Source organism: Chitinibacter fontanus, assembly GCF_013423785.1.
Classification (GTDB): Bacteria; Pseudomonadota; Gammaproteobacteria; order Burkholderiales; family Chitinibacteraceae; genus Chitinibacter; species Chitinibacter fontanus.
This window is the reverse complement of sequence record NZ_CP058952.1, coordinates 2,809,717-2,835,975: the sequence shown is the minus strand read 5'-3', so window position 1 is coordinate 2,835,975 and position 26,259 is coordinate 2,809,717. Positions and strand designations below refer to the sequence as shown.

Here is a 26,259-nt window from a genome sequence, read left to right as displayed (position 1 = left end):
CCGCAAATAGCCCCTGCTATTGATTGTTATTTGAAGTACGTACTCGAGGATCTTTCATGTCTGATGTTAAAAAAGTAGTTCTGGCTTATTCCGGTGGTTTGGATACCTCGGTCATTCTGAAATGGCTGCAAGACACTTACCAATGCGAAGTAGTGACTTTCACCGCTGACTTGGGTCAAGGCGAAGAGCTGGAACCAGCGCGCCAAAAAGCACTTAAATTTGGCATCAAACCAGAAAACATCTACATCGACGACTTGCGTGAAGAGTTCGTGCGCGACTTCGTTTTCCCGATGTTCCGTGCTAACACGGTTTACGAAGGTGAATACCTGCTCGGCACCTCAATTGCTCGCCCATTGATCGCAAAACGACTGATCGACATCGCCCGCGAAACTGGCGCTGACACCATTAGCCACGGCGCGACTGGTAAAGGTAATGACCAAGTGCGTTTCGAGTTGGGTGCGTACGCTCTGATGCCAGAAGTAAAAGTGATTGCACCATGGCGCGAATGGGATCTACTGAGCCGCGAAAAACTAATGGCATACGCTGAAGCGAACGGCATCGAAGTCGACATGAAGCATAAAAACGGTGGCGCGCCCTACTCAATGGACGCCAACCTGCTGCATATTTCCTACGAAGGTCGCCACCTCGAAAATCCATCTGCTGAAGCTGAAGAAAGCATGTGGCGTTGGACGGTGAGCCCAGAGCAAGCACCGGATGCACCAGAATACCTCGATGTTGAATTTGAAAAAGGCGACATCGTTGCACTGAATGGCGTGCGTTTGTCACCTGCACAAGTTTTGACGCAGCTGAACCAATTGGGCGGCAAACACGGTATTGGTCGTCTAGACCTGGTAGAAAACCGCTATGTCGGTATGAAATCACGCGGTTGCTACGAGACCCCAGGCGGCACGATCATTCTGAAAGCGCACCGCGCAATTGAATCGATCACCCTCGATCGTGAAGTAGCGCATTTGAAAGATGATTTGATGCCACGCTACGCCAGCATGATTTACAACGGCTACTGGTGGGCGCCAGAGCGCAAAGTATTGCAAACGCTGATCGACGAAACCCAAAAAACCGTGAACGGCTGGGTACGCCTGAAGCTGTACAAAGGCAATGTGATCGTCGTGAGCCGCGACTCAAAAACCAATTCATTGTTCGACATGAATATCGCGACTTTTGATGATGATGGCGGCGCGTACAACCAAGTTGACGCTGGTGGCTTTATCAAACTGAACGCACTGCGCATGCGAATTGCGGGTCGTTTGAATAAATAATTTTCACGCAGGCTTGGTGAGCATGCCAAGCCCCTTACTGAAGTAGCGATATGTTAGAAGCCTTTATTCACATGGATGAAGAGACGTTTACCACGCTCTCGACCAGTATTTTATGTACCGGCTTAATTCTGTATATGGGCTTTATCATCTACAACCTGGCCAAAGAATCAAAAGCCGGTAAATACGGCACCCTCGTGCTGTTTTTTGCGCTGGGCTTTGGCATGGTGGGATTTATCGCCAAAACCATTTTGACTGAAGTACTCCAAAAATAAGGATAGCTTTGCAATGAGCCAATTTGATAATGTTTCGGTATTGAAACAAGGCAATGTGTACTTTGATGGCAAATGTGTGAGCCACACCGTTGTCTTTGCTGATGGCAGCAAAAAAACTGTGGGGGTAATCTTGCCTTCAACACTGACCTTTAACACCGGCGCGCCAGAAATCATGGAAGTGGTTGCAGGGGTATGCCGTGTTAAATTAGCAGGTGAAAGCACTGCAACTGAATACGGTGCAGGCGTATCTTTCAATGTACCAGGCAACTCTAGCTTTGAAATCGAAACCGTAGAGACTTTGCACTACGTTTGCCACTTCGGCTAATTGATTTTTCTATTGCAGTATTTTCAAAAGGCAGCGGTGCATCACCGCCTGCCTTTTTGTCATTTATTTTCCCGCAAGGAGTTCAAACATGCCTTCATTTGACATCACTTCAGAAACGGATATGGTTGCGCTCAAAAACGCCATTGATATTGCCGAAAAAACCATTATTAATCGCTATGATTTTAAAGGCACCAGCGCCAAGGTTGAGTTGAACGAAAAAGACAAATTAATCACCATCCACGGTGATTCTGAATTTCAGCTCGATCAAATCAAAGATATTGTCTTCCCTGCGCTGGAGAAAAAAGAGCCCGACAGTAGTAAACGTCTTGAGCAAGGCGATGTGCAAAAAGTATCGGGCAATAAAGCCAAGCAAGTGCTGACAATCAAAGACGGTATTGATCGCGAACTAGCCGCCAAAATTATCAAAGAAATTAAAGATGCTAAGCTCAAAGTGCAAACCGCCATTCAAGGTGATGAATTGCGCGTTAGCGGCAAAACCCGTGATGCATTGCAGGAAGTGATTGCGTTGGTACGCAGCAAAATCGATTTCCCGTTGCAGTTTCAAAACTTCCGCGACTAAGCTCACGAGTTTGGTAGCGATCAACTATAATTATTAGCAATTGCTACTAAACGTCGAGCCATGCGCTGGAATCTTAAATCTTCTTCTTTCAGCATCGTGTTGGCCCTGCTTGGCGGGCTAGGATTAGTATTCCTGCTCGCTTTTCAGGCCAGTAGCAATTATCGCGTTGCATTCGACTTAGCACGCAGCGATAACGCGCATAATGCAATCAAATTAGCCAATGAATTTAGCGGCATGATTCGCGAGGTTGATTTGTCGCTTGGCGATCTGGCTGAATATCCGAATATTGCTGCTGACGACGCAGATCGGGTGGTGCAGCGTTTTCAGACCCTGCAAAGACGGCTGCCACAAATTGATAATCTGGCAAGAATTAATGCCAGCGGGGTGTTAACGGCACAATTGCAGAACGCCCCCGATGCCAGCCTAGAACAAGATTATTTCGCCCTACTCGAGCAAGCAGCCCAGAGTGCAATTATTCATGACAGCAGCGCATCACATAAAGCCAATCTACTGATAGCACATCGTCTACCGAGTAGTGGTGAACTCGACGGCTTACTGGTTGCCCGACTGGATCAGCGACTGCTCACGCAAAAATTGAATGCTGCTGCACGCAATTCTGGCCAGCACATTTTTGTGATTGATAAGAACCTGCGCATACTGGCGCAATATCCTAGCGGCGGTACACTGCCTAATCTTTCCACACCAATACAGCACAAAATAAAGAACAACACCCAGCAAGAGCTCATTAGCGACGAAACCGCCGAATTACTGCTCAGCTTTCAGCCAATAACTAACAGCCCATTTTTTGTTGTCACCAGCAATAGCACCGAGTTTTATTTAGCGGAATGGAAAACCAGCATCGTTTATTATTTGCTGGCGGGGTTCTTGATGCTCATTCTGACAACGCTGATGGCCTACTATTTCTGGCGCTCACAGCGCTTAACTCGGAATCTGCGTGCGAAAGAATTGAAACTATCGGCCAGTGAAGCGCGTTTCCGGCAAATGATTGAAACCACTCCAGTCGGCCTGGTATTGGCCCGTATGCCAGATTTTTATATTACCTATATCAATCAACATGCAGCCAAGATGTTTGGTATGCCACAAGCAGCAGCGTTATCCAAACGGGCGCACGAGCTTTATTACGATCGAGTTGACTTCATCCATCACTCTAATGATGCATTAGCTGGGCAGTCGGTAAACAACGCGGAATGTATCTTGAAACACCGTGATGGGAACCCATTTTGGGCCAATGTATCGATGTCTGCGACTAAAGCCGCCGAGGGCACCACACTCGTGATTGGACTCAATGACATCACACAACGTAAGAAGCTGGAAGATGAGCTCAAACGACGCGCCACGACAGACAGCCTCAGCGGGCTGGCTAATCGTGCATACTTCATGGAATTAGCAAAACAGGAAATCGTCAGAGCAAAACGCTACCAGCACCCAGCATGTGTGCTGATGCTTGACATTGATTTTTTCAAGAAGGTCAATGATCGCTATGGCCATCAAACAGGTGACAGAGTAATTAAAACGATGGCTGATTTGTGCCGATCGTCTCTGCGAGATAATGACTTGCTCGCCAGAATTGGCGGTGAGGAATTTACCGCCTTCTTACCTGAAACCCCATTAGCTGAGGCGTTCGAAGTGGCAGAACGGTTGAGAAAAAATATTGAGCAGCATCGTCTTGAACTAGATGATGGGGGATTTATTCAATTTACCACGAGCATTGGACTCAGTGCGTTGCACCGTGATGATCCAAACGTCGAAGCGCCACTAAAACGTGCGGACGAAGCGCTTTACGTATCAAAACACAATGGCCGCAATCAAACGAGCTGTTATGAACAACTAAAAATGTAGCCTGCTACGCCTTACTACACAAATTTGACCCGCATCAAAACCTGTAAATGACAACCAGACTAAATTGGTTTCATCATTACAGGAGATGCATCATGGAAAACACACCTCTCAGCACTTTATTCTCATCGGAAATTGGTCTGCTCAGTGTCTTCACCATCGGATTTGTGATGTGTATGGCGGTCTATATTTATTTTTATGTTCGTAAACAAATCAAACACGACACGGAAGCCAACCAAGGCAAGGATTAATTATCCGCAAAAAAAAAGGCGCATCAAAATGCGCCTTTTATATTTGTTCAATTACATGCAATAAAGCTCGCTGTTATTTCAAATAGATAACAAAACTTTCTTTGCTCTCCCCTAGACGGCGCGCTTGAGCCAAGGCAGTCCAAGGTTGCTTTGGTACGTTGCTTGCCGCCCGGATGGCCATTGCACATTCGTTTGCAGGATCGGTCTCTAGCTTAGCAGTACCAAAGTAGGCAATTGCGCCAAGTGGTGCGCTAGGCAAACCAACTGCATCAATGCAGCCCGGTTGAATCTTACTAACTAAAATATGCACAGCATCTGCAACAGGACGGTATGTTTTCCCCGCATTAATCCAATCCTGAAATAGGCCAACGGTTACCGCCAGCACAAGAATAAGTCCACACCCCCAGTTAGTAAGTGCCTTACGCCCCATCGCGCGTCTACGCAGCAAAACGCCCCCCCAAAGTACAGTAGCAATGAACGCAAAAATAAACCCATACGGATCAACTGCAATACTTGCGGAGCTATAGCGGGAGAAATACTTAACCACTTGCGGTTGCTCGAAAAACAACATTCCCCAGATTAACCACAGTGTGACTGCACCAAGACCAAACGTTAGGATGGCAAATGAATTTAGTGCTGATGCTGCACCACGCCTTAGATCATCAACCCCTCGTGTAGCAATCAAACTAAACGCAATCAATAAGGGTAGTGCAATAGCTTCGCTGGTGTGGCCAGCAAAAAATACAAAGATGAATTGCGCGCTAGTAAACCAAAGCAATAAACTCCAGCGAGAATTGAACTGCAACTCAGCACGATTAATCCACAATGACCACATCGCTAGCGGCAATACAGGCCATGCAAACCAAGGCAATAAGCTAAGTAAATAACCAGGTTGCTGCAGCCACTGCACAGTTTGTGCACCACCATATGCCCCCCAAGCAAAGTTTCGCCACCAAGCTTGAAACAACACTGGCGATTGGCTCTGTAAGGCATAACCCCAGAGTGCAGCTAAAGGCAAAGCAATGATTATTGCAGTGACAATCGTTACCAGAGCAGTCGATTTTCGCCACTGCGGTAAAACCAAGATCCCCAGTGCAACCATTAGCCCCAATAGTGCATCTGCCCACGTAGCCCCCAGCAACATTACAAGTAAGCTTAAACCAAGTAATACACCTGCCCACAGAGGTTGGCGTAAAGACAGAGCAAGTGCATAGATCAACCACGCATTGGCTGCCACCAACAGCACCGCAGGTGCAATATGATGCCCCCATACCAACAACCCTAGTGAGCCAAGCAGTAGCACAACAGTCAGCCGACCAAAACGGTGCCCAAATATTTCACGGCCCGCTAATCCAGCCCCCCAAAACGCCATCCCCATCCACAGACCACTTGTTAGACGAGCAGCGTCATGCACAGCGATACCAAACCAGGTTAATGCATTAGCCAGGGAAGCCGCAATCCAGAAATATAATGGCGCAGTTTCAAAATAAGGCTGATCTGCTAAGTAAGGAACGACCCAGTTATTACTGCGCAAAAGACTTATCACTAAGGCTGCATTCTCATTTTCCTCAGGTTTCCAAGGATCATGTCCAACTAAACCTGGTAGCAACCAGAACAAGCAAAGTAGTACTAATAACCAAGGTTTGTCTTGCTCTTTAACTGGTGAATGAGCACTGGCAGACTTAGGAGTGTATGTGAGCATGAGTTATCTTCAGAACTTTTAACACCATTGTGGCATCACTAAAACAAAAAAGGCAGCCTATGGCTGCCTTTTTTAAATTCGCAATAAAAATTAACGTGCGAATTTTGCAAACTTATTGTTGAACTTCTCGATACGACCCGCAGTGTCAACGATTTTTTGTTTGCCAGTGTAGAATGGGTGACATTCTGAGCAAACCTCTACGTGCAGGGCTTTACCCAGAGTAGATGAGGTTTTGAATGAGCTACCGCATGAGCAAGTCACGTCGATTTCTACATAATTTGGGTGAGTATCTGGTTTCATAACTTTTCCTAAGTTGTCGGGCGCCGGGGTTTTGCCGACGCTACAAAAAGAGCATTATCGCTTATCAACAACGTCTCTGCAAGTTTAGCGACGCATTGAGTCGAAAAAATCTAAATTGGATTTCGTGGATTTGAGCTTATCCATCAAGAACTCCATCGCATCCAAATCATCCATCGGATAGAGCAATTTACGCAGCACCCAAATACGCTGCAACTGGTCTGACTTGATCAACAATTCTTCACGACGTGTACTTGATTTATTGATATTGATTGCAGGGAAGATCCGTTTTTCGGCCATACGACGATCCAATTGGATCTCGTTATTCCCTGTACCTTTGAATTCTTCGTAAATCACATCATCCATACGACTACCCGTATCGATCAATGCGGTTGCGATAATCGTCAGACTACCGCCTTCTTCAATATTACGCGCTGCTCCAAAAAAACGTTTGGGACGCTGCAAAGCATTGGCATCCACACCACCGGTTAAAACTTTACCCGACGCGGGGATCACAGTATTGTAGGCACGTGCTAAACGGGTAATCGAATCAAGCAAGATCACCACGTCTTTTTTATGCTCAACCAGACGCTTGGCTTTTTCGATAACCATCTCGGCCACTTGCACGTGACGCGTCGCCGGCTCATCAAAGGTCGAACTTAAAACTTCACCTTTCACCGAGCGCTGCATCTCGGTAACTTCTTCTGGGCGCTCATCGATCAGCAAGACAATCAGCACAACTTCAGGGTGGTTTGTAGTAATGGCATGCGCAATATGCTGCAGCATTACTGTTTTACCGGTTTTAGGTGGCGCAACCAGCAAGGCACGCTGCCCTTTACCGATTGGCGCCATCAGGTCAATCACGCGACCGGTAATATTCTCTTCCGCTTTGATATCGCGTTCGAGATTGAGGCGCTCGGTTGGAAACAGTGGCGTCAAGTTTTCAAACAGGATTTTATTCTTGGCCGCTTCCGGCGCCTCACCATTGACCTTGTCAACTTTCACTAAGGCAAAGTAACGCTCACCCTCTTTAGGAATGCGAATTTCGCCTTCGATCGTATCACCAGTATGCAAATTAAAGCGGCGAATTTGGCTTGGGCTGATGTAGATATCATCGGGCCCAGCCAAGTATGAGGTATCTGGGCTGCGCAAAAAGCCAAAGCCGTCAGGTAACACCTCGAGAGTACCTTCGCCAAAGATACTTTCCCCTTTTTTTGCACGGTTTTTGAGCAAAGCAAAAATAACGTCTTGCTTGCGCATGCGGCTAGCACCGTCAATCTCAGAAGCAATCGCCATATCGACGAGCTGAGAAACGTGCAGATGTTTTAATTCGGACAAATGCATAATGGATTACGCTTGATAGATAAGTAAAAGGGGAAAAGCGAAAGGATACAGCACGGGAAATGTAGCAACGATACCTAAGGTATCGTTGCTATAAAAATACTAGCAGCAGACTAAATCAAAACAAGGCAGGATGTCAAATATTACTATCTAAAAATGCAGTTAGCTGTGATTTTGACAATGCACCAACTTTTGTTGATTTCACTTCGCCATTCACAAACAGCATTAAGGTCGGGATGCCGCGAATGCCGAATTTAGGAGGCGTCGCTTGATTTTCGTCGATATTGAGTTTAGTGATTTTGAGACGACCTGCGTATTCCGTGGCCACTTCATCCAAAATTGGTGCAATCATCTTGCATGGGCCGCACCATTCAGCCCAATAATCAACAAGCACAGGACCAGCTGCTTGCAGTACTTCCGCATCAAAACTAGCGTCAGTTACGTGAACAATGTTTTCACTCATGTTTTATCTCCGAGGGTGGTATGTGCGTACTTAAGCCCAATGCTATCGAAAAATCGGCAATCACAAAAGCTCAATATAAAACATACATAAGGCCAAACCGAATAATTTCAAGCAAGGCTTCACACATACTCAATTTTTGCACTTAAATAACTTAGAAAGCAGCCTCAACGGCCTGCTCTAGACGATCGACTGCAACGATAACCATCCCCTCGATAGCTTGTTTAGGTTTATTCGCCTTGGGTACAATTGCATGGGTAAAACCGAGCTTGGCAGCCTCGCGCAATCTTTCCTGTCCACGCTGCACGGGTCTTACCTCCCCCGCCAAACCTACTTCGCCAAAAACAACCATTTTATTTGGCAATGCCCGATTCTTCAGTGACGACACAATCGCAATCAACATTGCCAAATCAGCAGCGGGCTCAACTATTCGTACACCGCCAACCGCGTTGATAAATACATCTTGGTCAAACGCGGCAATTCCTGCGTGTCGATGTAACACGGCAAGCAGCAAAGCTAAGCGATTTTGCTCAACCCCAACAGCAAGCCGTTTAACCTGCGCGGCATGCGCATCATCAACCAGCGCCTGCACTTCAACTAGCATTGGACGCGATCCCTCTTGAGTAACCATGACGCAAGACCCTGGCACCGGAGTGTCGTGTTGACTCAAGAACAATGCAGACGGATTGGCTACCTCGCGTAAACCTTTATCCGTCATGGCAAACACCCCCAACTCATTAACGGCCCCAAAGCGATTCTTGATAGCACGGATCAAGCGAAAACTCGAATGGGTATCTCCTTCAAAGTACAGTACGGCATCAACAATGTGCTCCAACACGCGCGGCCCGGCCAATGCCCCCTCTTTGGTAACATGCCCAACCAATAAAATCGAGGTGCCATGCCGCTTGGCAAAACGGGTCAATTGAGCTGAACATTCACGCACTTGAGCTACGCTACCAGGAGCACTGGTTAAAGCTTCGGTATAAATCGTTTGAATTGAATCAATTACAACGACTTTGGGTGACTCTTTTTCCAGCGCAAGCAAAATCTTTTCTAGGCTAATTTCTGGGTATAAACGAACTTTTGCCGCCGGAACCCCTAATCGTCGTGCCCGCAAAGCAATCTGCTGAGCAGACTCTTCACCGCTGACATAAAGCACAGCTAACGTCTCGGATAATTTAGCCAATGCCTGTAGCAATAAGGTTGATTTACCGATACCTGGATCTCCACCAATAAGCACAACACCGCCTGGCACCAATCCACCACCAAGTACACGGTCTAACTCTGCCAAATGGGTTGGAGTTCTAGGCAATTCCTCAGCCTCAACATCCGATAAATTCTTGATCGCGCCATCAGCAGCAAGACTTTGAAAGCGCCCCGTAGTCACTGCAGCCTGAGCTTGCTGCTCTTCCAGACTATTCCACTCACCACATTGCGGGCATTGCCCTTGCCATTTGGGAGACACACCACCACAAAGGCGACAAACAAATTGGTTTTTTGCTTTACTCATAGCTCACCACGAAAAACGGCTCGCAGTGCGAGCCGTTGGTTTAGCATCACTTACTCAAAATTAAATATATTTAAACAGACTCAAATCTTGCACCTGAGCAAATGACTTACGTGCAGCATCAAGAACCATCTGATTTTGCGCGAAATCACTAATCGCAGCGGCATAATCCAAGTCTTGTAGGCCAGAAAGCGTTTTTGCATACTGCAATTTCAAATCTTCAGTGGTGTCTTTCACTGAGTCAGTTTCGTTCATTCGCGCACCTAAGTACGCCTGAGTTGTCACCACATTACTTAGTGCGTTCGAAAGATCAGATAAAGCTGTATTCAGCTGATTTTGGAAAGATGCCTGCCCTTTGCCAGAACCATCGATCTGATAAGAGTTTAACGCGGTAGATAATTTACCCAAGGTGGTAAACAAATCAACATTAGTGCTAGGTTTAACTGAAAAATTATCAGCAGCACCCGGTGCCCCAGTTGGAATTTTTGTTGTGGGGTCAAGTGGGATCGGCGAGCCAGATACATTCATCTTAATCCCGTAATCCCACGCTGCGCCAGCAGGATCTGATGGCAAGCGTTTAAATTCAATATCTCCTCCCGAAGAGAATGTACGGGGGCCACTAGTATTTCCCGCGGTGGCAGCACCACTAATGAGTGAGACACCAGAGCTATCAATTAAATCATAAGTAATAATTGGGGCTTCAGGCTTAGTGGCATTAGGCTGCCAATAAAATTGCACCGAGAAATCACGCGGTGCGGGTGCCGCAGCCCATTTCTGTGGGTCAGTAACCTCCCCAGGGCTAACAATCCCAGAACCAACATTGGCTGAATTATAAGCAGTAACAAAGGTGCCATTACCGTTCTTGATCCGCTGAAATACATCCGCACCAGATTCTGAAATTGGAATTTGGCGACCATCTGATATTTGCACAATACGCTGACCATCATCACCAAAATAGCCAACGTTACCAAAGCTGGACTCGGTAAACGGCTTGGTATCGCCTTTAAATCCAGAGAATAAATAATTGCCCTGCCCATCCGTCGTATTTGCCAACGCGAGCAACTCTTGATAACGCCCTTTGAGCTCGGCTTCTTTCATCCGTTTTTCTTCAGGCCCTAAGGCCGGATTCCCAGCGCTCACCGCCAATTCCTGTACATTCTGAATGAGGCCGGTAACTTGATGCATGGTGCTCTCACTCAAGCGCATGAATGAATCTGCGGCACTGCTGTTGGTTGCATATTGCTCATTAATTGATTTAGCTTGGGCAATATCCAAAATACGCGCAGATGCAATTGGATCATCTGCTGGCGTCAAAATTTTTCGACCAGACGACAACTGACTTTGCAGCTTCGCTTGGTCTGCAATATGCCCCTGCAAATTGCTTGAACCAATATTAAATAAAGTGGTGGTAGCGATGCGCATATCCTGTACTCCTAAAACTGCCTAAATCAGCGGCCAATATTCATGATTTCTTGAAATGCACTTTGTGCAATTTGAATCACTTTACTTGCGGCTTGATAGGCTTGCTGGTAACGCAGCAGATTCGCGGCCTCTTCATCAAGATTGACGGCTGACACTGAGTCGCGACTACTTTCTGCATTTTCGAGTAATTTATTTTGGGCCTTACTCATAATGGTTGCCTCGTTGGTTTGCGTACCAATCGTGCTAACCATACGCCCATACGATTCTTGATAGGTGGCCGAACCACCTTCTAAAAGTCGAGTAGTCTGTAACTTGCCTAACGCCAAAGCATTACGGTTATCAGCCACGCCACCAATATTCGGTTTCACAGTAATGGTATCCCCAGTAGCAGGGGTGCCATCCATTTTCATGCTCCAACCATTGATTTGCAAAGTCATTCCCGCAGTATAGGTTTGTGCCGCAGAGGTAACCCCAGTCACTGTATCGGTATAGGTAAAACTTGTGGCACTCGTAAAATTAATCGTAACTTGATTTTTTAGCGCTGGATTTATCGCACTGTCGGTCGAGCTAATCGATGGAGTATCAACCGTATGCTGCACCACCTTAACCGAGCCGGTATTACTCGCCCCCAAACTAGAGACCACCGGCGCTGCAGCCGCAATTTCTTTGGGGTCTGTCGTGCGAACGGCCAAGCTGCCAATCATGCCTTCCAGTGGTTTGATCACAAAGCGATCGTTCGCATTCATCGCGCCAGAGTTTATGCGCAATGTCATGCCATCTTGGTTAATCCCCTGCGCCATTTGGGCCGCCGAATAAACCGTGCGTGCGCCATCACTCTGGCGATACATGGTGTAGTTAGTACCGTCATAACTTAATTCATAGTTACTAGCGGTCAATTGGCCCACATTCGAAATGTAACCACCCAACTGAGCATTACCTGTATTGCTGGTATTAAAGTTAATCTGGCTAATTGCAGGAGGGAACGAAAAGCCATTTTGATTTGGCAACACCGCCCCAGCAGGAGCTGCCGACAAAGTTAAACCGGTCACTGGATCGGTACTTCCCAGCGCAATAACCCCACTTGTGGCGTTATCGGATAACCGCTTGATGACGTACCCTGCCCCGCTTGGCGTAATCGAAAAATCACTATTTTCAGCGGTGCCATTCGGTGAGCTCACCCGAATATTAACACCAGGCGCAGTCCCAACATTCAAATCAACCACATTGCTGCGTTGGATATCAAATAGGTTTTTTCCCAAATTACCATTCAAATCCTGTCCGGCCTTGTGTTGCTGGTTAAACGTTTCAACCAAGCCTAGTGCAGTGCGCTCCAAACTATTTTGCGCCAAATCTAATGATTGATTACGATAATCAAGCAAAGCGCCTAATTGACCGCCAGAAAGCTGATTTTCCGGCAAAAAAATTGTTTGGTTATTTTGCTGATAACCCACAGTAATCCGTTCCGGATCAGCTGGGTTGGGCTGTGCTGTTAATTTATTCACAACGCCACCAACAACCAAGCCTTGGCCATTACCAATAAAGACATTAATACTGCCATCCGATAATGTCAGCGTATTAGCTTTTACTAGTTTATTGAGGTCTTTTACCAGCAAATCACGCTGATCTAATAAATCATTCGGCGGTTGCCCTGAAGACTGTGCAATAACAATTTTATTATTCAACTCAGCAATTTGTTCAGAATAGCCATTAATATTGCCGATGGTATTAGTAATCTCGCCATTCAGCGCACTTCTTTGCTCTTCCAAGCGCTGCGAGAAGACCTGAAAACGATTGACCAAAGTTTGTGCGCTGGCCAGCATAGCTTGGCGTGACGGTGGACTAGCTGGATTAGTCGCAACGTTTTGCACATTACTGAAAAAATCTTGCAATGCAGGTGACACCCCCGCAGTGGGGTCTGCCACGATATTATTAATTTCGGATAGATGCGACAGCCGCGTCGATTGATAGCTTGATTGGGTTTGCGCCACTTCAACCGCTTTGGTTAAAAAACGATCATACATCCGCGTGATTGAATCAACCTGCACGCCCAGACCATTAAAACCACTACCAGACAGCAATGGATATGGAGCACTTTGCGACAAGCGCTGGCGTGAAAAACCATCGGTATTCACATTCGAAATATTATGCCCGGTCGTCGTTAGCCCCAGACTTGCTGCATTTAAGCCTGATACGCCGATACCAAAAACGGATGATGCCATGATTTAACCCCTTGAATATATATCGGCTTTATGCGCTAACTCTTGAGAGACCTAATTGCTCTGCGACTCGATCGGCAACACGCGTTAATTTTTGTACATACTGCGGATCAGTGGCATAGCCTCCGGCCACCAAGGCTTTGGCAAAGCCAATCGCATCGCTACCTTGCGCTACCGCAGCGCCATAGCGGCGTTTAATTAAGCTGGCGTAATCAGCCATTGAATCGGCATACGAATCATAGGCGCGAAATTTCTCAATGCGCTTTTGTGCAATGCCATCAACGTATTCGGTGGTTAGGACATCAACGGTTTTACCTTGCCAGCCACTACCCGCTTTAATACCGAATAAATTGTGCGACTCAATCCCGTCGCTCGACTTGATACCTTTTTTACCCCAACCGGTTTCCAGCGCTGCGTGGGCAAGCAATAAATGCGGCGAAAGACCAAGATTGGCGGCAGTCGATTTTGCGGCATCGCCGAGCTTGCGCACAAAATCTGGCACCGCATCCAATTTAGCCTTGCTGTCGGCGGCAACACTCAACCCTTCTGCGGCAGGTTTTGCCGCTACTGCCGCTGCGTTAGCCACTAGCGGGCGTTTAATCGCGCCACGCACTTCGCTTAGCAAGGGTTGCTGCAACAGTGCTGGGTTATCCTGAATATTGAGCTGACGCACAATCAGCTTGGCAAAACCAATACCACCACTTTGAGCCCAATTTTGCGCTAGCTGCTGATCGCGCATCCCTTTAAAGGTTTGACTTGCTGCGCTTTGATCAAACTCATCAGTAGGCGCTGCCTTGCGCATTGCGCTGAGCATTTGCTGCAATAGCAGTGCTTCAAATTGCTGCGCGGCCCCTTGTGCTGCTGCGCCTTTATTATTCAGACTGCTCGCACGCAAACGATCCAAGCTGCGTGGATCAGCTGAAATACTTTGCGAATCAAGCGTGGCACGGGGCAACATGGCGATACTCCTGAAGAACTTGCCAGATTACAAGCAAGGAGTATGCCCAAAATAAAAGGCGCTCAAATCTGAGCGCCTTTTAAATACCTGATGGGGTATACCACTAAAAGCAAATCAATTTTTAAGCCAAATGCATATACCCATAGTTTGTTTGCCAAGCCATTAAATCACTTCCAATTCGGCATTCAAGGCACCGGCAATTTTCATTGCTTGCAAAATAGCCAACAAATCTTGCGGCGTAGCACCCACCGCATTGAGCGCCCGTACCACTTGATTGAGCGTAGCGGCCTTTGGCAAGCGCACCACTGGGCCTTTACCTACTTCAATATCAATATCCGCGTTTTGCACTTTAGCAGTTTGTCCATTGGCTAATGGTTTAGGCTGCTCGACTTTGTTATCCGCCAAAATAGTTACGGTTAAATTGCCGTGCGCAATCGCGCATGGATCAATCGTCACCGCCTGATTCATCACCACCGAACCAGTACGGGCATTAATAATCACCTTAGGCGAAGTTTCACCCGGCGTGACATTCACACCCTCAAGCTTGGCCAAGAAAGCAACGCGCTGATTTGGGTCGAGTGGCGCACGCACTTGAATCACCCGGCCATCCAGCGCGGCGGCCACTGGGCCAATTTGGCTATTGATGGCATTGACCACACGGCTGGCGGTGGAAAAATCAGTCTTGAGCAACTCCAATTGCACAAACTCGCCGTTGCCCAGCAAGGTCGGCACCGCACGTTCCACCGTGGCACCAGCAGGGATGCGCCCTGTTGCTAACTGATTGATTTGCGTACTCGAACCACCAGCAGATGCGCCCGCGCCAGCAACCACTAAATTACCCTGCGCCATGGCGTAAATTTGTCCATCGGCCCCCTTCAGAGGCGCCATTAACAATGTGCCACCCCGTAAGCTTTTTGCATTACCAATGGAAGACACCACGATATCAAGTGGCTGGCCTGGGCGAGCAAACGGCGGCAGCGTTGCTGTTACAGTCACTGCAGCGACATTTTTCAATTGCAAATTGCCGCCCGTTGGTACCTGAACCCCCATATTGGTGAGCATATTCACCACCGATTGCACGGTGAATGGCGTTTGCGTGGTCTGATCACCACTTCCATCAAGACCAACTACCAAGCCATAACCGACCAACTGGTTATTGCGCACGCCAGCAAAGCTAGCTAAATCCTTTAAGCGATCAGCATACACTGGCAAGGTATAGACACACAGGGCAATAGCCAAAATTAGTTTACGCATATACCCGCCCCATCAATTCAATTAAAACGGCCATACCGAGAGGAAAAACCGCTGCATCCAGCCCATCGTATTTGCATCGCTAATTGCGCCCTGCCCCACTTGCTCGATACGGGCATCGGCAACACGGGTAGAAGAAATCGTATTTCCAGCCTTGATGTCGTTAGGATTCACGACCCCGGTAAAGCGCAGGACATTGTTATACCCATTTACTACAACTTGTTTTTCACCACCAATCGATAAATTGCCGTTGGCAAAAACATCAATCACAGTCACCGCAATACTACCCTTGAAGGTGTTGGTGCTATTAGTCTCGCCTTTACCTGCAAATTTATTATTGGTACTTATATCGGCGGTGGCGTTAAATAGCTTCCCAAGCGCAGCTGGCATATACGGAATATCGGCCGAGCCGCTTAAAGTGAGCCCACCATCGCGATTCGTACTGCTATTGGCTTTATTAACTGCGGTTAGATTTTCTTCAATTGTCACAACCAAAATATCGCCAATACGGCGCGCCACCGGTTCTTCAAACAGCATTTTGGCGGTTGCCGCCTGAAAAATCGCGCCATTATTATTGCCAGTCAGCACGCTTGGCTGAGCGCGTGCGGAGGTTGGCTGAGTCACAATCGACTGTGGTGCCACACACGCAGTCAGACTAAGCAGCAAGAAACTCCAGCAAACTAAACGCAATTTTTTCATAGTCACCATCATGGCCAATTACATCTGCGACAATTTCGCCAGCATTTGATCGGTAGTTGTCACAGCTTTGGAGTTAAGCTCAAACGCACGCTGCGCCTGAATCATATTGATCAATTCTTCCGTTGCATTCACATTCGACGTTTCGGTATAACCTTGGTTAATCGCACCCAAACCGTTCGTGCCAGGCGTTCCCACTGTTGGCGCACCACTCGCAGAGGTTTCCAGATATAAGTTCCCACCGATTGATTCCAAGCCCGGTGGGTTAATAAAGGTGGCAGTCTGAATATTACCGACTTGAATCGGTGCTGCCGCGTTATTATTTACAATGGCCGACACCGTACCATCTTTGGCAAATGTGATACTGGTTGTGCCTTGTGGCACCTGAATTGCTGGCGACAACTCGTAACCGCTACTGGTTACGATCGTGCCTTGGCTATTGACCTGAAATGCACCATCACGCGTATAAGCAGTCGTACCATTAGGCAAAGCAATTTGGAAAAAGCCATCACCATTAATGGCTAAATCGAGCGGACCATCAGTTTTTTGCAGATTGCCGACCGAATGATTACGCACGGTGGCCACAATTTGCGTGCCAGTACCTACATACAGCCCGCTAGGTAATGAGGTTTGCTGACTCGTCGCACCGCCCGCCTGCCGCAAATTTTGATACATCAAATCTTCAAAAATCGCACGTTCGCGTTTATAGCCATTAGTGTTCACGTTGGCCAAATTGTGTGAAACCACATCGATATTAAACTGCATGGCATCCATGCCGGTTTTTGCAGTCCAAAGCGAACGCATCATGATGCTAAATCCTTGTTTTTATATGGCTTAACTATTTAATGAAAGCAGGGAGCTGGCCGAGCGGGAGTTTTGCTCTGCGGTCGTGAGCAATTTGATCTGCATATCAAAATGGCGCTGCGTTGAAATCATATTGACCAACTGCTCGACCGAATTGACGTTACTACCTTCTACGCCGCCACTGGCCAAACGCACTTCAGGATCCGCTTGCGCAGTTTCACCGTTACGTTGACGAAACAGGCCATCAAGTCCTTTTTCCATCTGCGCATCTGGCGGGTTAACCAATTTCAACCGCCCCACTTCCACCGTCTGAGTAGGATTGGCCATATCAATGGCCGTGACTGTGCCATCGGGCGCAATCGTTGCACGGTTGTTTTCAGGAATAGTGAGTGGACCACTTTCGCCTTGTACAATCTCGCCCGAATGGGTTTTTAGTAGGCCTGATGAATCAATCGCAAAGCTGCCATTTCGGGTATAAGCCTCACCACTGGAAGTCTGCACGGTCAGCCAACCGTTACCACGAATGGCAACATCCAAATCCCGTCCGGTTTGCTGGAAAATACCGGGGCTTAAATCTGCGGCTGCCGTTTGCTGCACAACATACGCCCGTGTACCCATGCCTGGACCGCCAAGCGCAGCAACCGCACGTGCCGATGCCAATTCAGCACGAAAGCCTGGTGTCGTTACATTTGCTAAATTGTTCGCAATCGTTGCCTGACGGGTTTCGCTGTTTTTAGCCCCCGACATCGCCACATAAATTAAACGATCCATACCTTAGTTATGACCTTTTATCAGCGCAGATTCACAATGGTTTGCATGATGGTGTCTTGCGCTTTCACCGTTTGAGCGTTGGCTTGATAATTGCGTTGCGCAGTAATCAAGTTCACCAGCTCAGAGGTCAAATCCACGTTGGAATCCTCAACCGCAGCGGCCTGCAAAAAGCCGGTATTGCCTTGCCCAGGGCCGTTTGTTAGGGGTTGGCCAGAGCCAAATGATTCAGCCCAACGGTTATCGCCCAAGGGTTGCAAGCCTTGTGGATTAGTAAACGTAGACAACACCACCTTAGCCACATTGCGGCTTTGACCATTGGAATAACGACCTTGCACTACCCCTTCTTTGCTCACCGAAATACCGGTTAAAACACCGTCGGTATAGCCATCTTGGGTCAAGGTATTCACATTGTATGGGCTACCAAATTGGGTCGATTTATCAAAATACATTTGGAAATTGAGCCCAGCCGAACCATTGTTCAGCGTTGCAGCAGTGACATTGAAAGTCGTTCCGCCAACGGGCAAACCCACCGGTTTACCATTGGCATCAAACGAGATGGTCGTACTTAACTTAGCCACTGCAGGCACTTGGGGACCTAAAGTACCATTAGCATTAACATCTTTACCATCCAGGCCATATTTAATATCCCAAGATCCAACCGTACCTCCTGCGGCGGGGTCTTGCTTGCGGAAATACATCGTCTGCGTATGCGCCACACCTAAAGAGTCAAATACGGTGGCCGACGTTGAATAATTATATGTGGTCGGGTCAGTGGACGAGAAAGCGGTACCGGCTGGAATCACTTTATCGGCCGCATTCAAATTCAAACCCAGATTCAAACCCGCGCCAGTAACCCCAGATGCGCCAGTTGCCCGTGCGCCGATATTGGAAAATTGCAGCTGAATAGGTTGTGGCGTTGAGCCTTCTAGGAAAATGCCGGTTCCTTGATCTACAGCCCAGCCGGTAAGAAATTGGCCGTTATTAACGATATAGCCATTCTTATCGAGCTGGAATTGGCCATTACGTGCATAGCTAATACTGCCAGTTGGATCTTGCATACGGAAAAAACCATTCCCGGTAATCGCAACATCCAGCGGATTATTCGTTGAGGTAGTATTACCCTGCGAAAACTGCTGGGCAATCGTCGTCACCTTGGCACCGATACCCGCAATATTTGAGGCGGTACCAAAGGTACTGGCATAAATATCGGCAAACTCTGCGCGCGACCCTTTGAAACCAACGGTATTCACGTTGGCGACATTATTACCAATTACGTCCAGATTTTTAGCTGCGGCGCCGAGACCACTTAAGCCTTGTTGGAAACCCATGATACGCTCCTTACCTTAACCGTTTGACTGCTGAATCTGGATAATGCCGCCAAAATTGGTTTTCTCACCATTGGCCAAATACACCCCAACACCATCGCTGCCAAATTCCACCGACTTAGCCACCTGCCAAGTCACCGTACTCAAAGCAATTTCCTTGCCATCTTTTTGTGCGGTTGCCGTTACCTTGTAATTACCAGCAGGAACTACAGTGCCATCGGCCTTCTTGCCATCCCAAGCGAGCTGCACCAAACCAGATTTAGCGGTCGTAACTGGCACTTTGGCTACTTCAGCGCCTTTGTCATCATAAATGGTCGCCATTGCATTGCTGGCACCATCTGGGATATTAAAACGCAAGTCGGCCGCTTTACTGCCATCAAAGCGGAAACCATTGCCGGGGCACAGGACTTCTTTGCCGATCAAGTTTGCCGCCTGCATCACTTGTGTACCCGCGTACAAACTGGTCATTTGCGCCATCGATGCATTGAGCTTTTCGATGCCGCTCACCGTATTAATTTGCGCGATCTGACTCGTGGTTTGCGCGTTATCCATCGGGTTCATTGGGTCTTGCGACTGCAATTGCTTAACCAACAACTTCATAAACCGATCTTGCTGCTCTTCAGTTTGCGTTTTAGTGGTGGTGGTTCGCGCGTTTAAAGAGCTGTAGTCAAATTGACCTGAAACTGGATTGGTTGCCATGGTGTATTACTCCTTAAACTTGACCGAGCGACAAGGTACGCAGCAGCAGCGTTTTGGCGGTATTCATCACATCAATATTGGTTTGGTACGAACGTGACGCGGAAATCATATTGGTCATTTCATCCACTACGTTGACATTAGGCATTGCCACGTAGCCATTCGCATCGGCAAATGGGCTTTTTGGATCAAACACTAATTTAGGAGGTGCCTGATCTTCGATTACACCAGCTACCTGCACGCCAACGGATTGCTTATTATTGGCCGTTAGCGGCTGCGCCTGAAACACCACTTGTTTCGCGCGATAAGGCTGACCATTTGAACTAGTCACCGATTCAGCATTCGCCAAATTACTTGCCACCGCATTCAGGCGCGCTGATTGCGCCCGCATGCCAGAAGCTGCTACATCAAAAACTCGGAACATCGACATCAGTTAATCCTTATTGGCCGGTCAGCGCGGTTTTCATCGATTCAATTCGCCGCTGCAAGAAGGTCACCGAAGCCTGATAACGAATGGCGTTATCGGTAAATTCTTTCATTTCGGTGTCCATTTCCACCGTATTGCCATCAATCGATGGTTGACGCTCATTACGGTATTTCAGTTCGGGAGCAAACAGATCAATCGTCAGTGATGGTTGCAAATGGCGAGCATTACTGGTGGCCAAAGTCGCCGTTTGCTGGCCTGCACGGGCGCTTTCATAGGCGGCTTTAAAATCGAAATCGCGGGCTTTGTAATTGGGCGTATCCGCATTGGCGATATTTGACGCCAAAATTTCCTGTCGATACGAGCGCATTTTCAGCGCAGTTTCCTGATTACGAAAATAGTCGTCGATTTTGCCCAGCATATCGCACTCCAAATGAATGCACAGATACAAGCACAATGTATGCCAGCAAGAAGAAACCGCTAGAGCCGCGGTTTTATTGACTTAGAGAGAGGGAAAACCGCTCAAAAGCGGCAAGGTTTGCCGCTTGAGTCGGCTGATCTGCCTGTGCAATCACTCAGACTAAAATGATGATGGGTATAGCTTTAAATACCAATAAATTTAAAGCCTAAGAGGCAATACCCTTAATACTTGAACGCCAAATCACTTGTTGGCTCGATTCTGCAGGTTGCAAGACTTGCTGCAACACAGCCAAAGCGGCGTCCGCGTTGGCCGCACCACACATAAACAGATCAATCGCTGCATAGCCATGCTCTGGCCACGTATGAATACTGATATGCGACTCGCGTAATAACAGCATACCGGTCACACCTTGCTCAGGACCAAAATGATGAAAATGGCGTTGCAGCACATGAGCCTGGCCAGCTTGGACTGCGGCCAGCATGGCGTTTTCAATCAAAGCAGGATCGGCCAATACCGTAGGTGTACAGCCTTGAAAGTCGGCAATTAAATGTCGACCAAGTGGCACGGGGTTAGTCATCGACAACTCTAGTAATGGCTCATGCTTCATTTATGCCCACCACCCGAACTCCAACCGCCAGAAGACGAACCGCTGCTCCAGCCACGACTACTCCCTGACGATGAACCTGAATTGCTGCATGACGATAAATTGAACAAGGTGCAAATCGTGATAATCGCGATGCAGTAAATTTTGTAAAAGCCGTTGCTCATTCGTCCGATTCGCTTTTATTAAGTGGCCAATGCAAAACATAGGCAGCCATACCAGTCCAGAACACGCCTTCCAACACATCATCGCCAAACAAGGCTAGAGGCAGGTTGATCGCCAGCAGAATCAGCGTATAACGCCAAGCCATACTTCGCTGATCGCCCGGTTCGGCATCTGATTTTAAGGTTTGCACATTGGTTTTATTAAACCATTGCTCGATTTGTCGGTTGGGAATTTTGCTCGCCAATGACCAAACGAGTTCAGCGCTATTTTTCTCTTTGCACAAGCGCTGTTGGCCTTGCTGATACTCCCATAACTGAACCCGATCGCCGACACTCACCCGCCAGTTAAACGCCCCCGCCGCGTATACGACTTTGGCGGTGTAACTGTCATACATTTTGCGAAAGCGTTGCCCTTGAAAATTGGCATGTGCATCGCTCCAACTCTCTGGCATTGCATTAAGCACCGCCACGCGCGACCAGCCATCTTTGGCTTCAACCAACCATTGAAAGCCCTGCTGCCAGTTATGTAGCAAGTATTCGGTCCAGTGCGAATCTTCATCATCGGTTTCGACCATTTCAATCAGGCCGATCACCGTCCATTTGGTGCCATCGATCATCGCGCTATCGCCGCAATCGAGCGTGGCATGATAGCGCTCGGCTTCGGTGTGCTTGGTCAGCACCAGCGCTTTGTCGCCCGAGCAATCCACTTCCGAACCACAGGCTGCACACACGATTTGCGTGGCAACTCCCGCACGGTATTGCAACTGATTGCCGCAACTAGGGCAATCGAGCACATTGGGCGTACCCTTGAGTCGTCCAGCGCTGCGCTGAATTTCCTCATCACTGCGCAGCAACTGCGCTTGCAGGTTTTTCAGCTCAACCGCTTCGCCGACATACAACTGCGGATTGGGTCTGGCTGCGTTTACATCGGAATAATCTATCGTTAGAAAACGCTCAGCGATACGACAATCAACTACTTTAGCAACATAACCATTACCCACCACAAACGGCAATTCACCTTGTCCACCCACACATTGTGCGCTGCGCTTATCGGTCACCACATAAGCCCGCCCACCATGTTCGTAGCGCATTTCGGGGGTTAAATATTCAAACTGTGGTGCATTAGCTGCCTCGCCGAGCGGCAGGGTAAACATATACTGCCCAGAGGTATCGCCCAGCCAGCCATATTTCCCATCATCAAACGAGACATACCACTCGTTCCACAATCCCGCATCGTAGCGCAACTGAATACGGCCAATCACGGTAAATGTGCGCCCAGCAAATAACCCTGACGTGCCGATCTGAATCGGCGAATAGTCTTCCAGCACCTTGCCGATTTTGCCAATGTCTTTGACCTCATCGGCGCTGCGTAGCACCGTAGACTGGCAATATTCGCAAACAGCAATCGCCGAAATCGTCGAGCGAAATAAAACCTCAGCGCCACACGAGGGGCAAGCGGTACGAAACATTAAAGGCTTTCCCAGCTAGGTAATTGTTTTTTGCGCGCAAAAGAGCGGATAGCCAGCGCTTGCAGCGCACTAAGAGTCAGAAAAAGCACGGAAAAACCAATGACTTTTTGAAACGAAATACCCGATGTCCACCCTACAATCACCAAGGGTAAAAGCGCTCCACAACTAGATAAGCCTTGAATCGTTTCCCCCATCAGTGTATTGAAATACTTTGGCTTTGTTTTTAAGCCTAATGCCCATTGCATCCTAAGAAACCAAGGCCACTGCACTAGATATCGCCAGCCCGTTTCTGAGGTTTTCGCTTGAAACACAGCTAAGGCCGCTATTTTCTTGCGCTCAAACTCAAGGTCGATCGCCATAATTATCCCCGCCCCGGCTGCCACTCGTCATACTCAGCCAATCCCTCGTACCCCAGCCAAGCCTTGCGATGCGAAGTCCAGATATGCATACCACCGCGAATCCCCGGATCATCTCGCAACGTGCCAACACGCACGATCAGGTTTTCCTGCCCCGCTTTTTTGCCATACAGATGCGTGCCGCACTCGCCGCAAAAATAGCGCGATTTGCCCGGTGATGATTCAAAAAATTTGAGCTTTTCCTGCCCAGCAACTACGCGAAAATGCGCGCGCTTAGCCCCCGCCACGCTATTAAACGGCGTACCCAGCACGCTGCGGCAGGTGTCGCAATTGCAATGAATCACTGGGGTAAAAAATTCATCGACTTCATATTGCACCTGACCGCAGGCGCAGGCTCCCTGTACGCTCATTGTTTATCCTTTTTATCTTTATTTGGATGACACACGCCAAAGCACTGCTTTACATCTCATACACATGACTTTTCGATTTATCACGCCTGGATTGAATGTAGGCAAATCAAGCTGTTGCTCGCCACCACATTTGACACAATGAGTTCGCTCCCCGTTGCAGGCTGTAGGGTGCCTTTGTCTATATTCGGATTCGGTCGGCAGCGCTAACCATTCTTGTTTCGTCCACGGCATAAATGGAAAGAAATAATTGAACAACAAAACTCCACCTACAATCGCCGCCATACCCAGCAGTAAAGTCATATTCAGCTCCATTTACGCCGCGAACAATTAACCAATCAACTTCTTCAATACTTCAGCTTTTGCACTGTCGTAATCGCCTTGGCTAATTAAGCCTTGATCTAGCAAGCCTTTCAGCTGGCCGAGTTTGGCTTGTGGGCTGTTTGGATCGGCGGCAGGTGCAGCGTTACCCTGCGTGGGTACTGGCTGCTGAGCGCCACTTGCCATTACACCTACGCCCATACCGCCATCCGCACCAATCACGACGCCTGTACCTGCTGGCGCAGCAACGCCGCCCAGCCCCAAGGCATTGGTCATCGCGCCGGCCATTACTTGGCCGACGCCCACCCCGGCGGCCATGCCGGCACCGATACCGGCAAGACCACCTTCATTTTGCGCTGCGAGCGGAATGGCGTTGGCGGCTTGGTATTGGGTATAGGTTTGCATATTGCCGATCATGCCCATCGTGATGCGCGTGTCGATGGCTTTTTGCAGTTCTTCAGGCAGGCTGATGTTTTCTACCGCGAAGTTATCGAGCTCAAGGCCGTATTTGGCAAACACCGGCGTCAGCGCTTCGCTGATTTTCTGGCTCATCAGGCCTTGATTGCCGGCCATATCGAGGAAAGGCACGCCAGCGCCACCCAAGGCGGAGGTCATCGTTGCGACGACGAGGTTGCGCAATTGCAGCTCTAAGTCGTCGCGGGTATAGACTTCACGCGTGCCGCTGATTTCGCTGAAGAATAATTTCGGGTCAACCAACTTATACGAATACACACCAAACGCGCGCATCCGCACCATACCAAAATCCGCATCGCGTATCGTGATCGGCTGCGGCGTACCCCATTTACGACCGAGCTGCAGACGCGTGCTAAAGAAATACACATCCGATTTAAACGGCGACTCGAACAGCTTGTCCCAGTTTTTCAGGTAAGTGAGCACGGGCAGCGTTTGCGTGGTGAGCTTATACATGCCCGCGCCAAACACATCGGCGACTTGGCCTTCATTAATAAACACCGCCGCTTGCGATTCGCGCACCGTGAGGCTGGCGCCGTACTGAATCTCGAAATCGGCCATCGGATAGCGATACGCCAACACACCATCGCTGTCTTCATTCCACTGCAGAATGTCGATAAATTGCTTTTTAATAAACGAACCGAGACTCATGATGTGCTCCATCTGCTAGGCAGAAAAAATGCTTAAAATAAACCGCTCAAAATATCCAAAATGACATCAAGGCCAAATTCCAAACCCCATTCCATCGCTTCTTCGAGTAACTCAGATCGCCATTGATCCTTATCATGCATATCCATAATCGACCCTCACACAGAATAAGGCTTTGCTTTATTTACGCGTGATGCGCCGGATTATGCTGACTGGCCATTTAGATTTGGGGAGGGATGGATTGGGATTGATTACTCGCAGGCCATCATCTTCTGGCTCGGCGTAAATCCTGCGCCCTAGCACAAACCCGTTGATGGCAAATTCCCCGCCCAAATTAATAACATTGCCGAACACAAAACCATCGACTTTAACCTTAGCGCCAGCTCGTATCGTGATTGAGCCAAATACAAAGCCATCCACTTTGCAGCTTTGCCCAGCTTTTACTTCTAAATCACCTAGATGGAAACCATCTATTTTTTGACGACTTTCAAATACCGACGACTGAAAAACCATTTTGATTCTCCAACAGGTAAATTAAGACAAACACCCTGCATTAATCACACCAACTGCCAACGATATACCTCCAGCCAGTACACCAACAGCTACGTTATTTTCTGCTATCTGCATGGGCATACCCTTAATGCATTTCACCGTAAATGCGTATGCCAGAATTTGCATCAGCCCAGCGAGTGCCCCCCAAATCAGGAAAAACTCCAACTGATTTAAATGCCATGCGCTGGAGGCTAACGCAAAGGAAAACCCGATTAATGCACCACCAAATGACAACGCTGCGGCCACATTGCCTTCGCGTATCAATTTGAGTTCGTCATATGGAGTGATCTTGCTGTACAGCATGGCAAACACCACCAACATGGCAATGCCGCTGGCAAGGTAGCTGAGGTAGCCAATTAATGGCGGTAGATAGCTGTCTAACATGCATATTCCTTACTGGGCTCAGGCATAATGCTG

The 26,259-nt window shown here is 48.2% G+C and carries 30 protein-coding genes; 6 read left to right on the top strand and 24 right to left on the bottom strand.

The features are described from left to right. Nucleotides 1-56 precede the first annotated feature (56 nt). The 6 genes from HZU75_RS13565 (at nt 57) to HZU75_RS13540 (ending at nt 4,562) form a co-directional block, all read left to right on the top strand. Nucleotides 57-1,277, top strand: coding sequence for an argininosuccinate synthase (locus HZU75_RS13565; protein WP_179358199.1), 1,221 nt, complete (start codon nt 57-59; stop codon nt 1,275-1,277). A 50-nt stretch (nt 1,278-1,327) separates the two neighbouring features. After that, nucleotides 1,328-1,549: a DUF2788 domain-containing protein gene (locus tag HZU75_RS13560; protein ID WP_228028065.1), complete on the top strand. Its 222-nt coding sequence runs from the start codon at nt 1,328-1,330 to the stop codon at nt 1,547-1,549. A gap of 13 nt (nt 1,550-1,562) precedes the next feature. After that, complete coding sequence (gene ppnP / locus HZU75_RS13555; RefSeq protein WP_180306549.1) at nt 1,563-1,874, top strand: pyrimidine/purine nucleoside phosphorylase; 312 nt, start codon at nt 1,563-1,565, stop codon at nt 1,872-1,874. 88 nt (nt 1,875-1,962) lie between these two features. Next, nucleotides 1,963-2,454 carry a YajQ family cyclic di-GMP-binding protein gene (locus HZU75_RS13550; RefSeq protein ID WP_157314128.1) on the top strand — a complete coding sequence of 164 codons (492 nt, stop codon included), beginning with the start codon at nt 1,963-1,965 and terminating at the stop codon, nt 2,452-2,454. A 60-nt stretch (nt 2,455-2,514) separates the two neighbouring features. Continuing rightward, the gene (locus tag HZU75_RS13545) at nt 2,515-4,314 is read left to right on the top strand and encodes a diguanylate cyclase (RefSeq protein WP_180306548.1); all 1,800 of its coding nucleotides are present in this window, start codon (nt 2,515-2,517) and stop codon (nt 4,312-4,314) included. A gap of 92 nt (nt 4,315-4,406) precedes the next feature. Further along, the gene (locus tag HZU75_RS13540) at nt 4,407-4,562 is read left to right on the top strand and encodes a DUF3149 domain-containing protein (RefSeq protein ID WP_180306547.1); all 156 of its coding nucleotides are present in this window, start codon (nt 4,407-4,409) and stop codon (nt 4,560-4,562) included. Nucleotides 4,563-4,635: 73 nt separating this feature from the next. Here HZU75_RS13540 and HZU75_RS13535 read toward each other — a convergent pair whose 3' ends face one another. The 24 genes from HZU75_RS13535 to HZU75_RS13420 form a co-directional block, all read right to left on the bottom strand. Continuing rightward, the gene (locus HZU75_RS13535; RefSeq protein ID WP_180306546.1) at nt 4,636-6,264 is read right to left on the bottom strand and encodes an ArnT family glycosyltransferase; all 1,629 of its coding nucleotides are present in this window, start codon (nt 6,262-6,264) and stop codon (nt 4,636-4,638) included. 90 nt (nt 6,265-6,354) lie between these two features. Then, the gene (rpmE, locus tag HZU75_RS13530; RefSeq protein ID WP_180306545.1) at nt 6,355-6,564 is read right to left on the bottom strand and encodes a 50S ribosomal protein L31; all 210 of its coding nucleotides are present in this window, start codon (nt 6,562-6,564) and stop codon (nt 6,355-6,357) included. Nucleotides 6,565-6,648: 84 nt separating this feature from the next. After that, entirely contained in the window at nt 6,649-7,905 is a 1,257-nt protein-coding gene (gene rho / locus HZU75_RS13525; RefSeq protein ID WP_180306544.1) for a transcription termination factor Rho, read from the bottom strand. Nucleotides 7,906-8,038: 133 nt separating this feature from the next. Continuing rightward, complete coding sequence (trxA, locus tag HZU75_RS13520) at nt 8,039-8,365, bottom strand: thioredoxin TrxA (RefSeq protein WP_180306543.1); 327 nt, start codon at nt 8,363-8,365, stop codon at nt 8,039-8,041. Nucleotides 8,366-8,516: 151 nt separating this feature from the next. Further along, nucleotides 8,517-9,872, bottom strand: a complete 1,356-nt coding sequence (gene radA, locus HZU75_RS13515; protein WP_180306542.1) for a DNA repair protein RadA — start codon at nt 9,870-9,872, stop codon at nt 8,517-8,519. 60 nt (nt 9,873-9,932) lie between these two features. Further along, entirely contained in the window at nt 9,933-11,291 is a 1,359-nt protein-coding gene (gene flgL, locus HZU75_RS13510) for a flagellar hook-associated protein FlgL (protein ID WP_180306541.1), read from the bottom strand. A 26-nt stretch (nt 11,292-11,317) separates the two neighbouring features. Further along, on the bottom strand, nt 11,318-13,510 hold the full coding sequence (gene flgK / locus HZU75_RS13505; RefSeq protein ID WP_180306540.1) for a flagellar hook-associated protein FlgK: 2,193 nt from the start codon (nt 13,508-13,510) through the stop codon (nt 11,318-11,320). A 28-nt stretch (nt 13,511-13,538) separates the two neighbouring features. After that, nucleotides 13,539-14,465: a flagellar assembly peptidoglycan hydrolase FlgJ gene (gene flgJ, locus HZU75_RS13500; protein ID WP_180306539.1), complete on the bottom strand. Its 927-nt coding sequence runs from the start codon at nt 14,463-14,465 to the stop codon at nt 13,539-13,541. Between the two features lie 162 nt (nt 14,466-14,627). Continuing rightward, complete coding sequence (locus HZU75_RS13495) at nt 14,628-15,719, bottom strand: flagellar basal body P-ring protein FlgI (protein WP_180306538.1); 1,092 nt, start codon at nt 15,717-15,719, stop codon at nt 14,628-14,630. 21 nt (nt 15,720-15,740) lie between these two features. Next, on the bottom strand, nt 15,741-16,415 hold the full coding sequence (locus HZU75_RS13490; protein WP_180306537.1) for a flagellar basal body L-ring protein FlgH: 675 nt from the start codon (nt 16,413-16,415) through the stop codon (nt 15,741-15,743). 18 nt (nt 16,416-16,433) lie between these two features. Then, on the bottom strand, nt 16,434-17,219 hold the full coding sequence (flgG, locus tag HZU75_RS13485) for a flagellar basal-body rod protein FlgG (RefSeq protein ID WP_180306536.1): 786 nt from the start codon (nt 17,217-17,219) through the stop codon (nt 16,434-16,436). 27 nt (nt 17,220-17,246) lie between these two features. Next, nucleotides 17,247-17,987: a flagellar basal-body rod protein FlgF gene (gene flgF / locus HZU75_RS13480; RefSeq protein ID WP_180306535.1), complete on the bottom strand. Its 741-nt coding sequence runs from the start codon at nt 17,985-17,987 to the stop codon at nt 17,247-17,249. A gap of 20 nt (nt 17,988-18,007) precedes the next feature. Then, nucleotides 18,008-19,315 carry a flagellar hook protein FlgE gene (flgE, locus tag HZU75_RS13475; RefSeq protein WP_180306534.1) on the bottom strand — a complete coding sequence of 436 codons (1,308 nt, stop codon included), beginning with the start codon at nt 19,313-19,315 and terminating at the stop codon, nt 18,008-18,010. A 15-nt stretch (nt 19,316-19,330) separates the two neighbouring features. Continuing rightward, nucleotides 19,331-20,011, bottom strand: a complete 681-nt coding sequence (locus HZU75_RS13470) for a flagellar hook assembly protein FlgD (protein WP_180306533.1) — start codon at nt 20,009-20,011, stop codon at nt 19,331-19,333. A gap of 13 nt (nt 20,012-20,024) precedes the next feature. Continuing rightward, the gene (flgC, locus tag HZU75_RS13465; RefSeq protein WP_180306532.1) at nt 20,025-20,438 is read right to left on the bottom strand and encodes a flagellar basal body rod protein FlgC; all 414 of its coding nucleotides are present in this window, start codon (nt 20,436-20,438) and stop codon (nt 20,025-20,027) included. Between the two features lie 10 nt (nt 20,439-20,448). Continuing rightward, entirely contained in the window at nt 20,449-20,853 is a 405-nt protein-coding gene (gene flgB, locus HZU75_RS13460; RefSeq protein WP_180306531.1) for a flagellar basal body rod protein FlgB, read from the bottom strand. Nucleotides 20,854-21,058: 205 nt separating this feature from the next. Next, on the bottom strand, nt 21,059-21,460 hold the full coding sequence (speD, locus tag HZU75_RS13455; RefSeq protein WP_228028064.1) for an adenosylmethionine decarboxylase: 402 nt from the start codon (nt 21,458-21,460) through the stop codon (nt 21,059-21,061). A 157-nt stretch (nt 21,461-21,617) separates the two neighbouring features. Further along, a complete protein-coding gene (locus HZU75_RS13450; protein ID WP_180306530.1) occupies nt 21,618-23,087 on the bottom strand; it encodes a DUF4178 domain-containing protein in 1,470 nt (489 codons plus the stop codon). Then, nucleotides 23,087-23,446, bottom strand: a complete 360-nt coding sequence (locus tag HZU75_RS13445; protein ID WP_180306529.1) for a DUF6404 family protein — start codon at nt 23,444-23,446, stop codon at nt 23,087-23,089. Before HZU75_RS13445 ends, HZU75_RS13450 begins: the two co-directional genes overlap by 1 nt. Nucleotides 23,447-23,448: 2 nt before the next feature. Next, entirely contained in the window at nt 23,449-23,853 is a 405-nt protein-coding gene (locus HZU75_RS13440) for a GFA family protein (protein ID WP_180306528.1), read from the bottom strand. Between the two features lie 18 nt (nt 23,854-23,871). Continuing rightward, nucleotides 23,872-24,153, bottom strand: a complete 282-nt coding sequence (locus tag HZU75_RS13435) for a hypothetical protein (RefSeq protein WP_180306527.1) — start codon at nt 24,151-24,153, stop codon at nt 23,872-23,874. Nucleotides 24,154-24,180: 27 nt separating this feature from the next. Further along, complete coding sequence (locus HZU75_RS13430; protein ID WP_180306526.1) at nt 24,181-25,293, bottom strand: SPFH domain-containing protein; 1,113 nt, start codon at nt 25,291-25,293, stop codon at nt 24,181-24,183. A gap of 177 nt (nt 25,294-25,470) precedes the next feature. Beyond that, nucleotides 25,471-25,803: a hypothetical protein gene (locus HZU75_RS13425; protein WP_180306525.1), complete on the bottom strand. Its 333-nt coding sequence runs from the start codon at nt 25,801-25,803 to the stop codon at nt 25,471-25,473. A gap of 21 nt (nt 25,804-25,824) precedes the next feature. Continuing rightward, the gene (locus tag HZU75_RS13420) at nt 25,825-26,226 is read right to left on the bottom strand and encodes a DUF350 domain-containing protein (RefSeq protein ID WP_180306524.1); all 402 of its coding nucleotides are present in this window, start codon (nt 26,224-26,226) and stop codon (nt 25,825-25,827) included. Nucleotides 26,227-26,259 lie beyond the last annotated feature (33 nt).

What these genes read in the sequence shown, in the direction of transcription:
- HZU75_RS13495 (WP_180306538.1), bottom strand. Translation starts at nt 15,719, where the DNA reads ATGCGTAAACTAATTTTGGCTATTGCCCTGTGTGTCTATACCTTGCCA.
- HZU75_RS13560 (WP_228028065.1), top strand. Translation starts at nt 1,328, where the DNA reads ATGTTAGAAGCCTTTATTCACATGGATGAAGAGACGTTTACCACGCTC.
- rpmE (WP_180306545.1), bottom strand. Translation starts at nt 6,564, where the DNA reads ATGAAACCAGATACTCACCCAAATTATGTAGAAATCGACGTGACTTGC.
- ppnP (WP_180306549.1), top strand. Translation starts at nt 1,563, where the DNA reads ATGAGCCAATTTGATAATGTTTCGGTATTGAAACAAGGCAATGTGTAC.
- trxA (WP_180306543.1), bottom strand. Translation starts at nt 8,365, where the DNA reads ATGAGTGAAAACATTGTTCACGTAACTGACGCTAGTTTTGATGCGGAA.
- flgG (WP_180306536.1), bottom strand. Translation starts at nt 17,219, where the DNA reads ATGATGCGTTCGCTTTGGACTGCAAAAACCGGCATGGATGCCATGCAG.
- flgL (WP_180306541.1), bottom strand. Translation starts at nt 11,291, where the DNA reads ATGCGCATCGCTACCACCACTTTATTTAATATTGGTTCAAGCAATTTG.
- flgF (WP_180306535.1), bottom strand. Translation starts at nt 17,987, where the DNA reads ATGGATCGTTTAATTTATGTGGCGATGTCGGGGGCTAAAAACAGCGAA.
- flgC (WP_180306532.1), bottom strand. Translation starts at nt 20,438, where the DNA reads ATGTCGATGTTCCGAGTTTTTGATGTAGCAGCTTCTGGCATGCGGGCG.
- HZU75_RS13535 (WP_180306546.1), bottom strand. Translation starts at nt 6,264, where the DNA reads ATGCTCACATACACTCCTAAGTCTGCCAGTGCTCATTCACCAGTTAAA.
- HZU75_RS13425 (WP_180306525.1), bottom strand. Translation starts at nt 25,803, where the DNA reads ATGGTTTTTCAGTCGTCGGTATTTGAAAGTCGTCAAAAAATAGATGGT.
- HZU75_RS13565 (WP_179358199.1), top strand. Translation starts at nt 57, where the DNA reads ATGTCTGATGTTAAAAAAGTAGTTCTGGCTTATTCCGGTGGTTTGGAT.
- HZU75_RS13540 (WP_180306547.1), top strand. Translation starts at nt 4,407, where the DNA reads ATGGAAAACACACCTCTCAGCACTTTATTCTCATCGGAAATTGGTCTG.
- HZU75_RS13420 (WP_180306524.1), bottom strand. Translation starts at nt 26,226, where the DNA reads ATGTTAGACAGCTATCTACCGCCATTAATTGGCTACCTCAGCTACCTT.
- flgK (WP_180306540.1), bottom strand. Translation starts at nt 13,510, where the DNA reads ATGGCATCATCCGTTTTTGGTATCGGCGTATCAGGCTTAAATGCAGCA.
- HZU75_RS13450 (WP_180306530.1), bottom strand. Translation starts at nt 23,087, where the DNA reads ATGTTTCGTACCGCTTGCCCCTCGTGTGGCGCTGAGGTTTTATTTCGC.
- HZU75_RS13445 (WP_180306529.1), bottom strand. Translation starts at nt 23,446, where the DNA reads ATGGCGATCGACCTTGAGTTTGAGCGCAAGAAAATAGCGGCCTTAGCT.
- speD (WP_228028064.1), bottom strand. Translation starts at nt 21,460, where the DNA reads ATGAAGCATGAGCCATTACTAGAGTTGTCGATGACTAACCCCGTGCCA.
- flgJ (WP_180306539.1), bottom strand. Translation starts at nt 14,465, where the DNA reads ATGTTGCCCCGTGCCACGCTTGATTCGCAAAGTATTTCAGCTGATCCA.
- HZU75_RS13435 (WP_180306527.1), bottom strand. Translation starts at nt 24,153, where the DNA reads ATGACTTTACTGCTGGGTATGGCGGCGATTGTAGGTGGAGTTTTGTTG.
- rho (WP_180306544.1), bottom strand. Translation starts at nt 7,905, where the DNA reads ATGCATTTGTCCGAATTAAAACATCTGCACGTTTCTCAGCTCGTCGAT.
- HZU75_RS13550 (WP_157314128.1), top strand. Translation starts at nt 1,963, where the DNA reads ATGCCTTCATTTGACATCACTTCAGAAACGGATATGGTTGCGCTCAAA.
- HZU75_RS13470 (WP_180306533.1), bottom strand. Translation starts at nt 20,011, where the DNA reads ATGGCAACCAATCCAGTTTCAGGTCAATTTGACTACAGCTCTTTAAAC.
- flgE (WP_180306534.1), bottom strand. Translation starts at nt 19,315, where the DNA reads ATGGGTTTCCAACAAGGCTTAAGTGGTCTCGGCGCCGCAGCTAAAAAT.
- flgB (WP_180306531.1), bottom strand. Translation starts at nt 20,853, where the DNA reads ATGCTGGGCAAAATCGACGACTATTTTCGTAATCAGGAAACTGCGCTG.
- radA (WP_180306542.1), bottom strand. Translation starts at nt 9,872, where the DNA reads ATGAGTAAAGCAAAAAACCAATTTGTTTGTCGCCTTTGTGGTGGTGTG.
- HZU75_RS13430 (WP_180306526.1), bottom strand. Translation starts at nt 25,293, where the DNA reads ATGAGTCTCGGTTCGTTTATTAAAAAGCAATTTATCGACATTCTGCAG.
- HZU75_RS13545 (WP_180306548.1), top strand. Translation starts at nt 2,515, where the DNA reads ATGCGCTGGAATCTTAAATCTTCTTCTTTCAGCATCGTGTTGGCCCTG.
- HZU75_RS13490 (WP_180306537.1), bottom strand. Translation starts at nt 16,415, where the DNA reads ATGAAAAAATTGCGTTTAGTTTGCTGGAGTTTCTTGCTGCTTAGTCTG.
- HZU75_RS13440 (WP_180306528.1), bottom strand. Translation starts at nt 23,853, where the DNA reads ATGAGCGTACAGGGAGCCTGCGCCTGCGGTCAGGTGCAATATGAAGTC.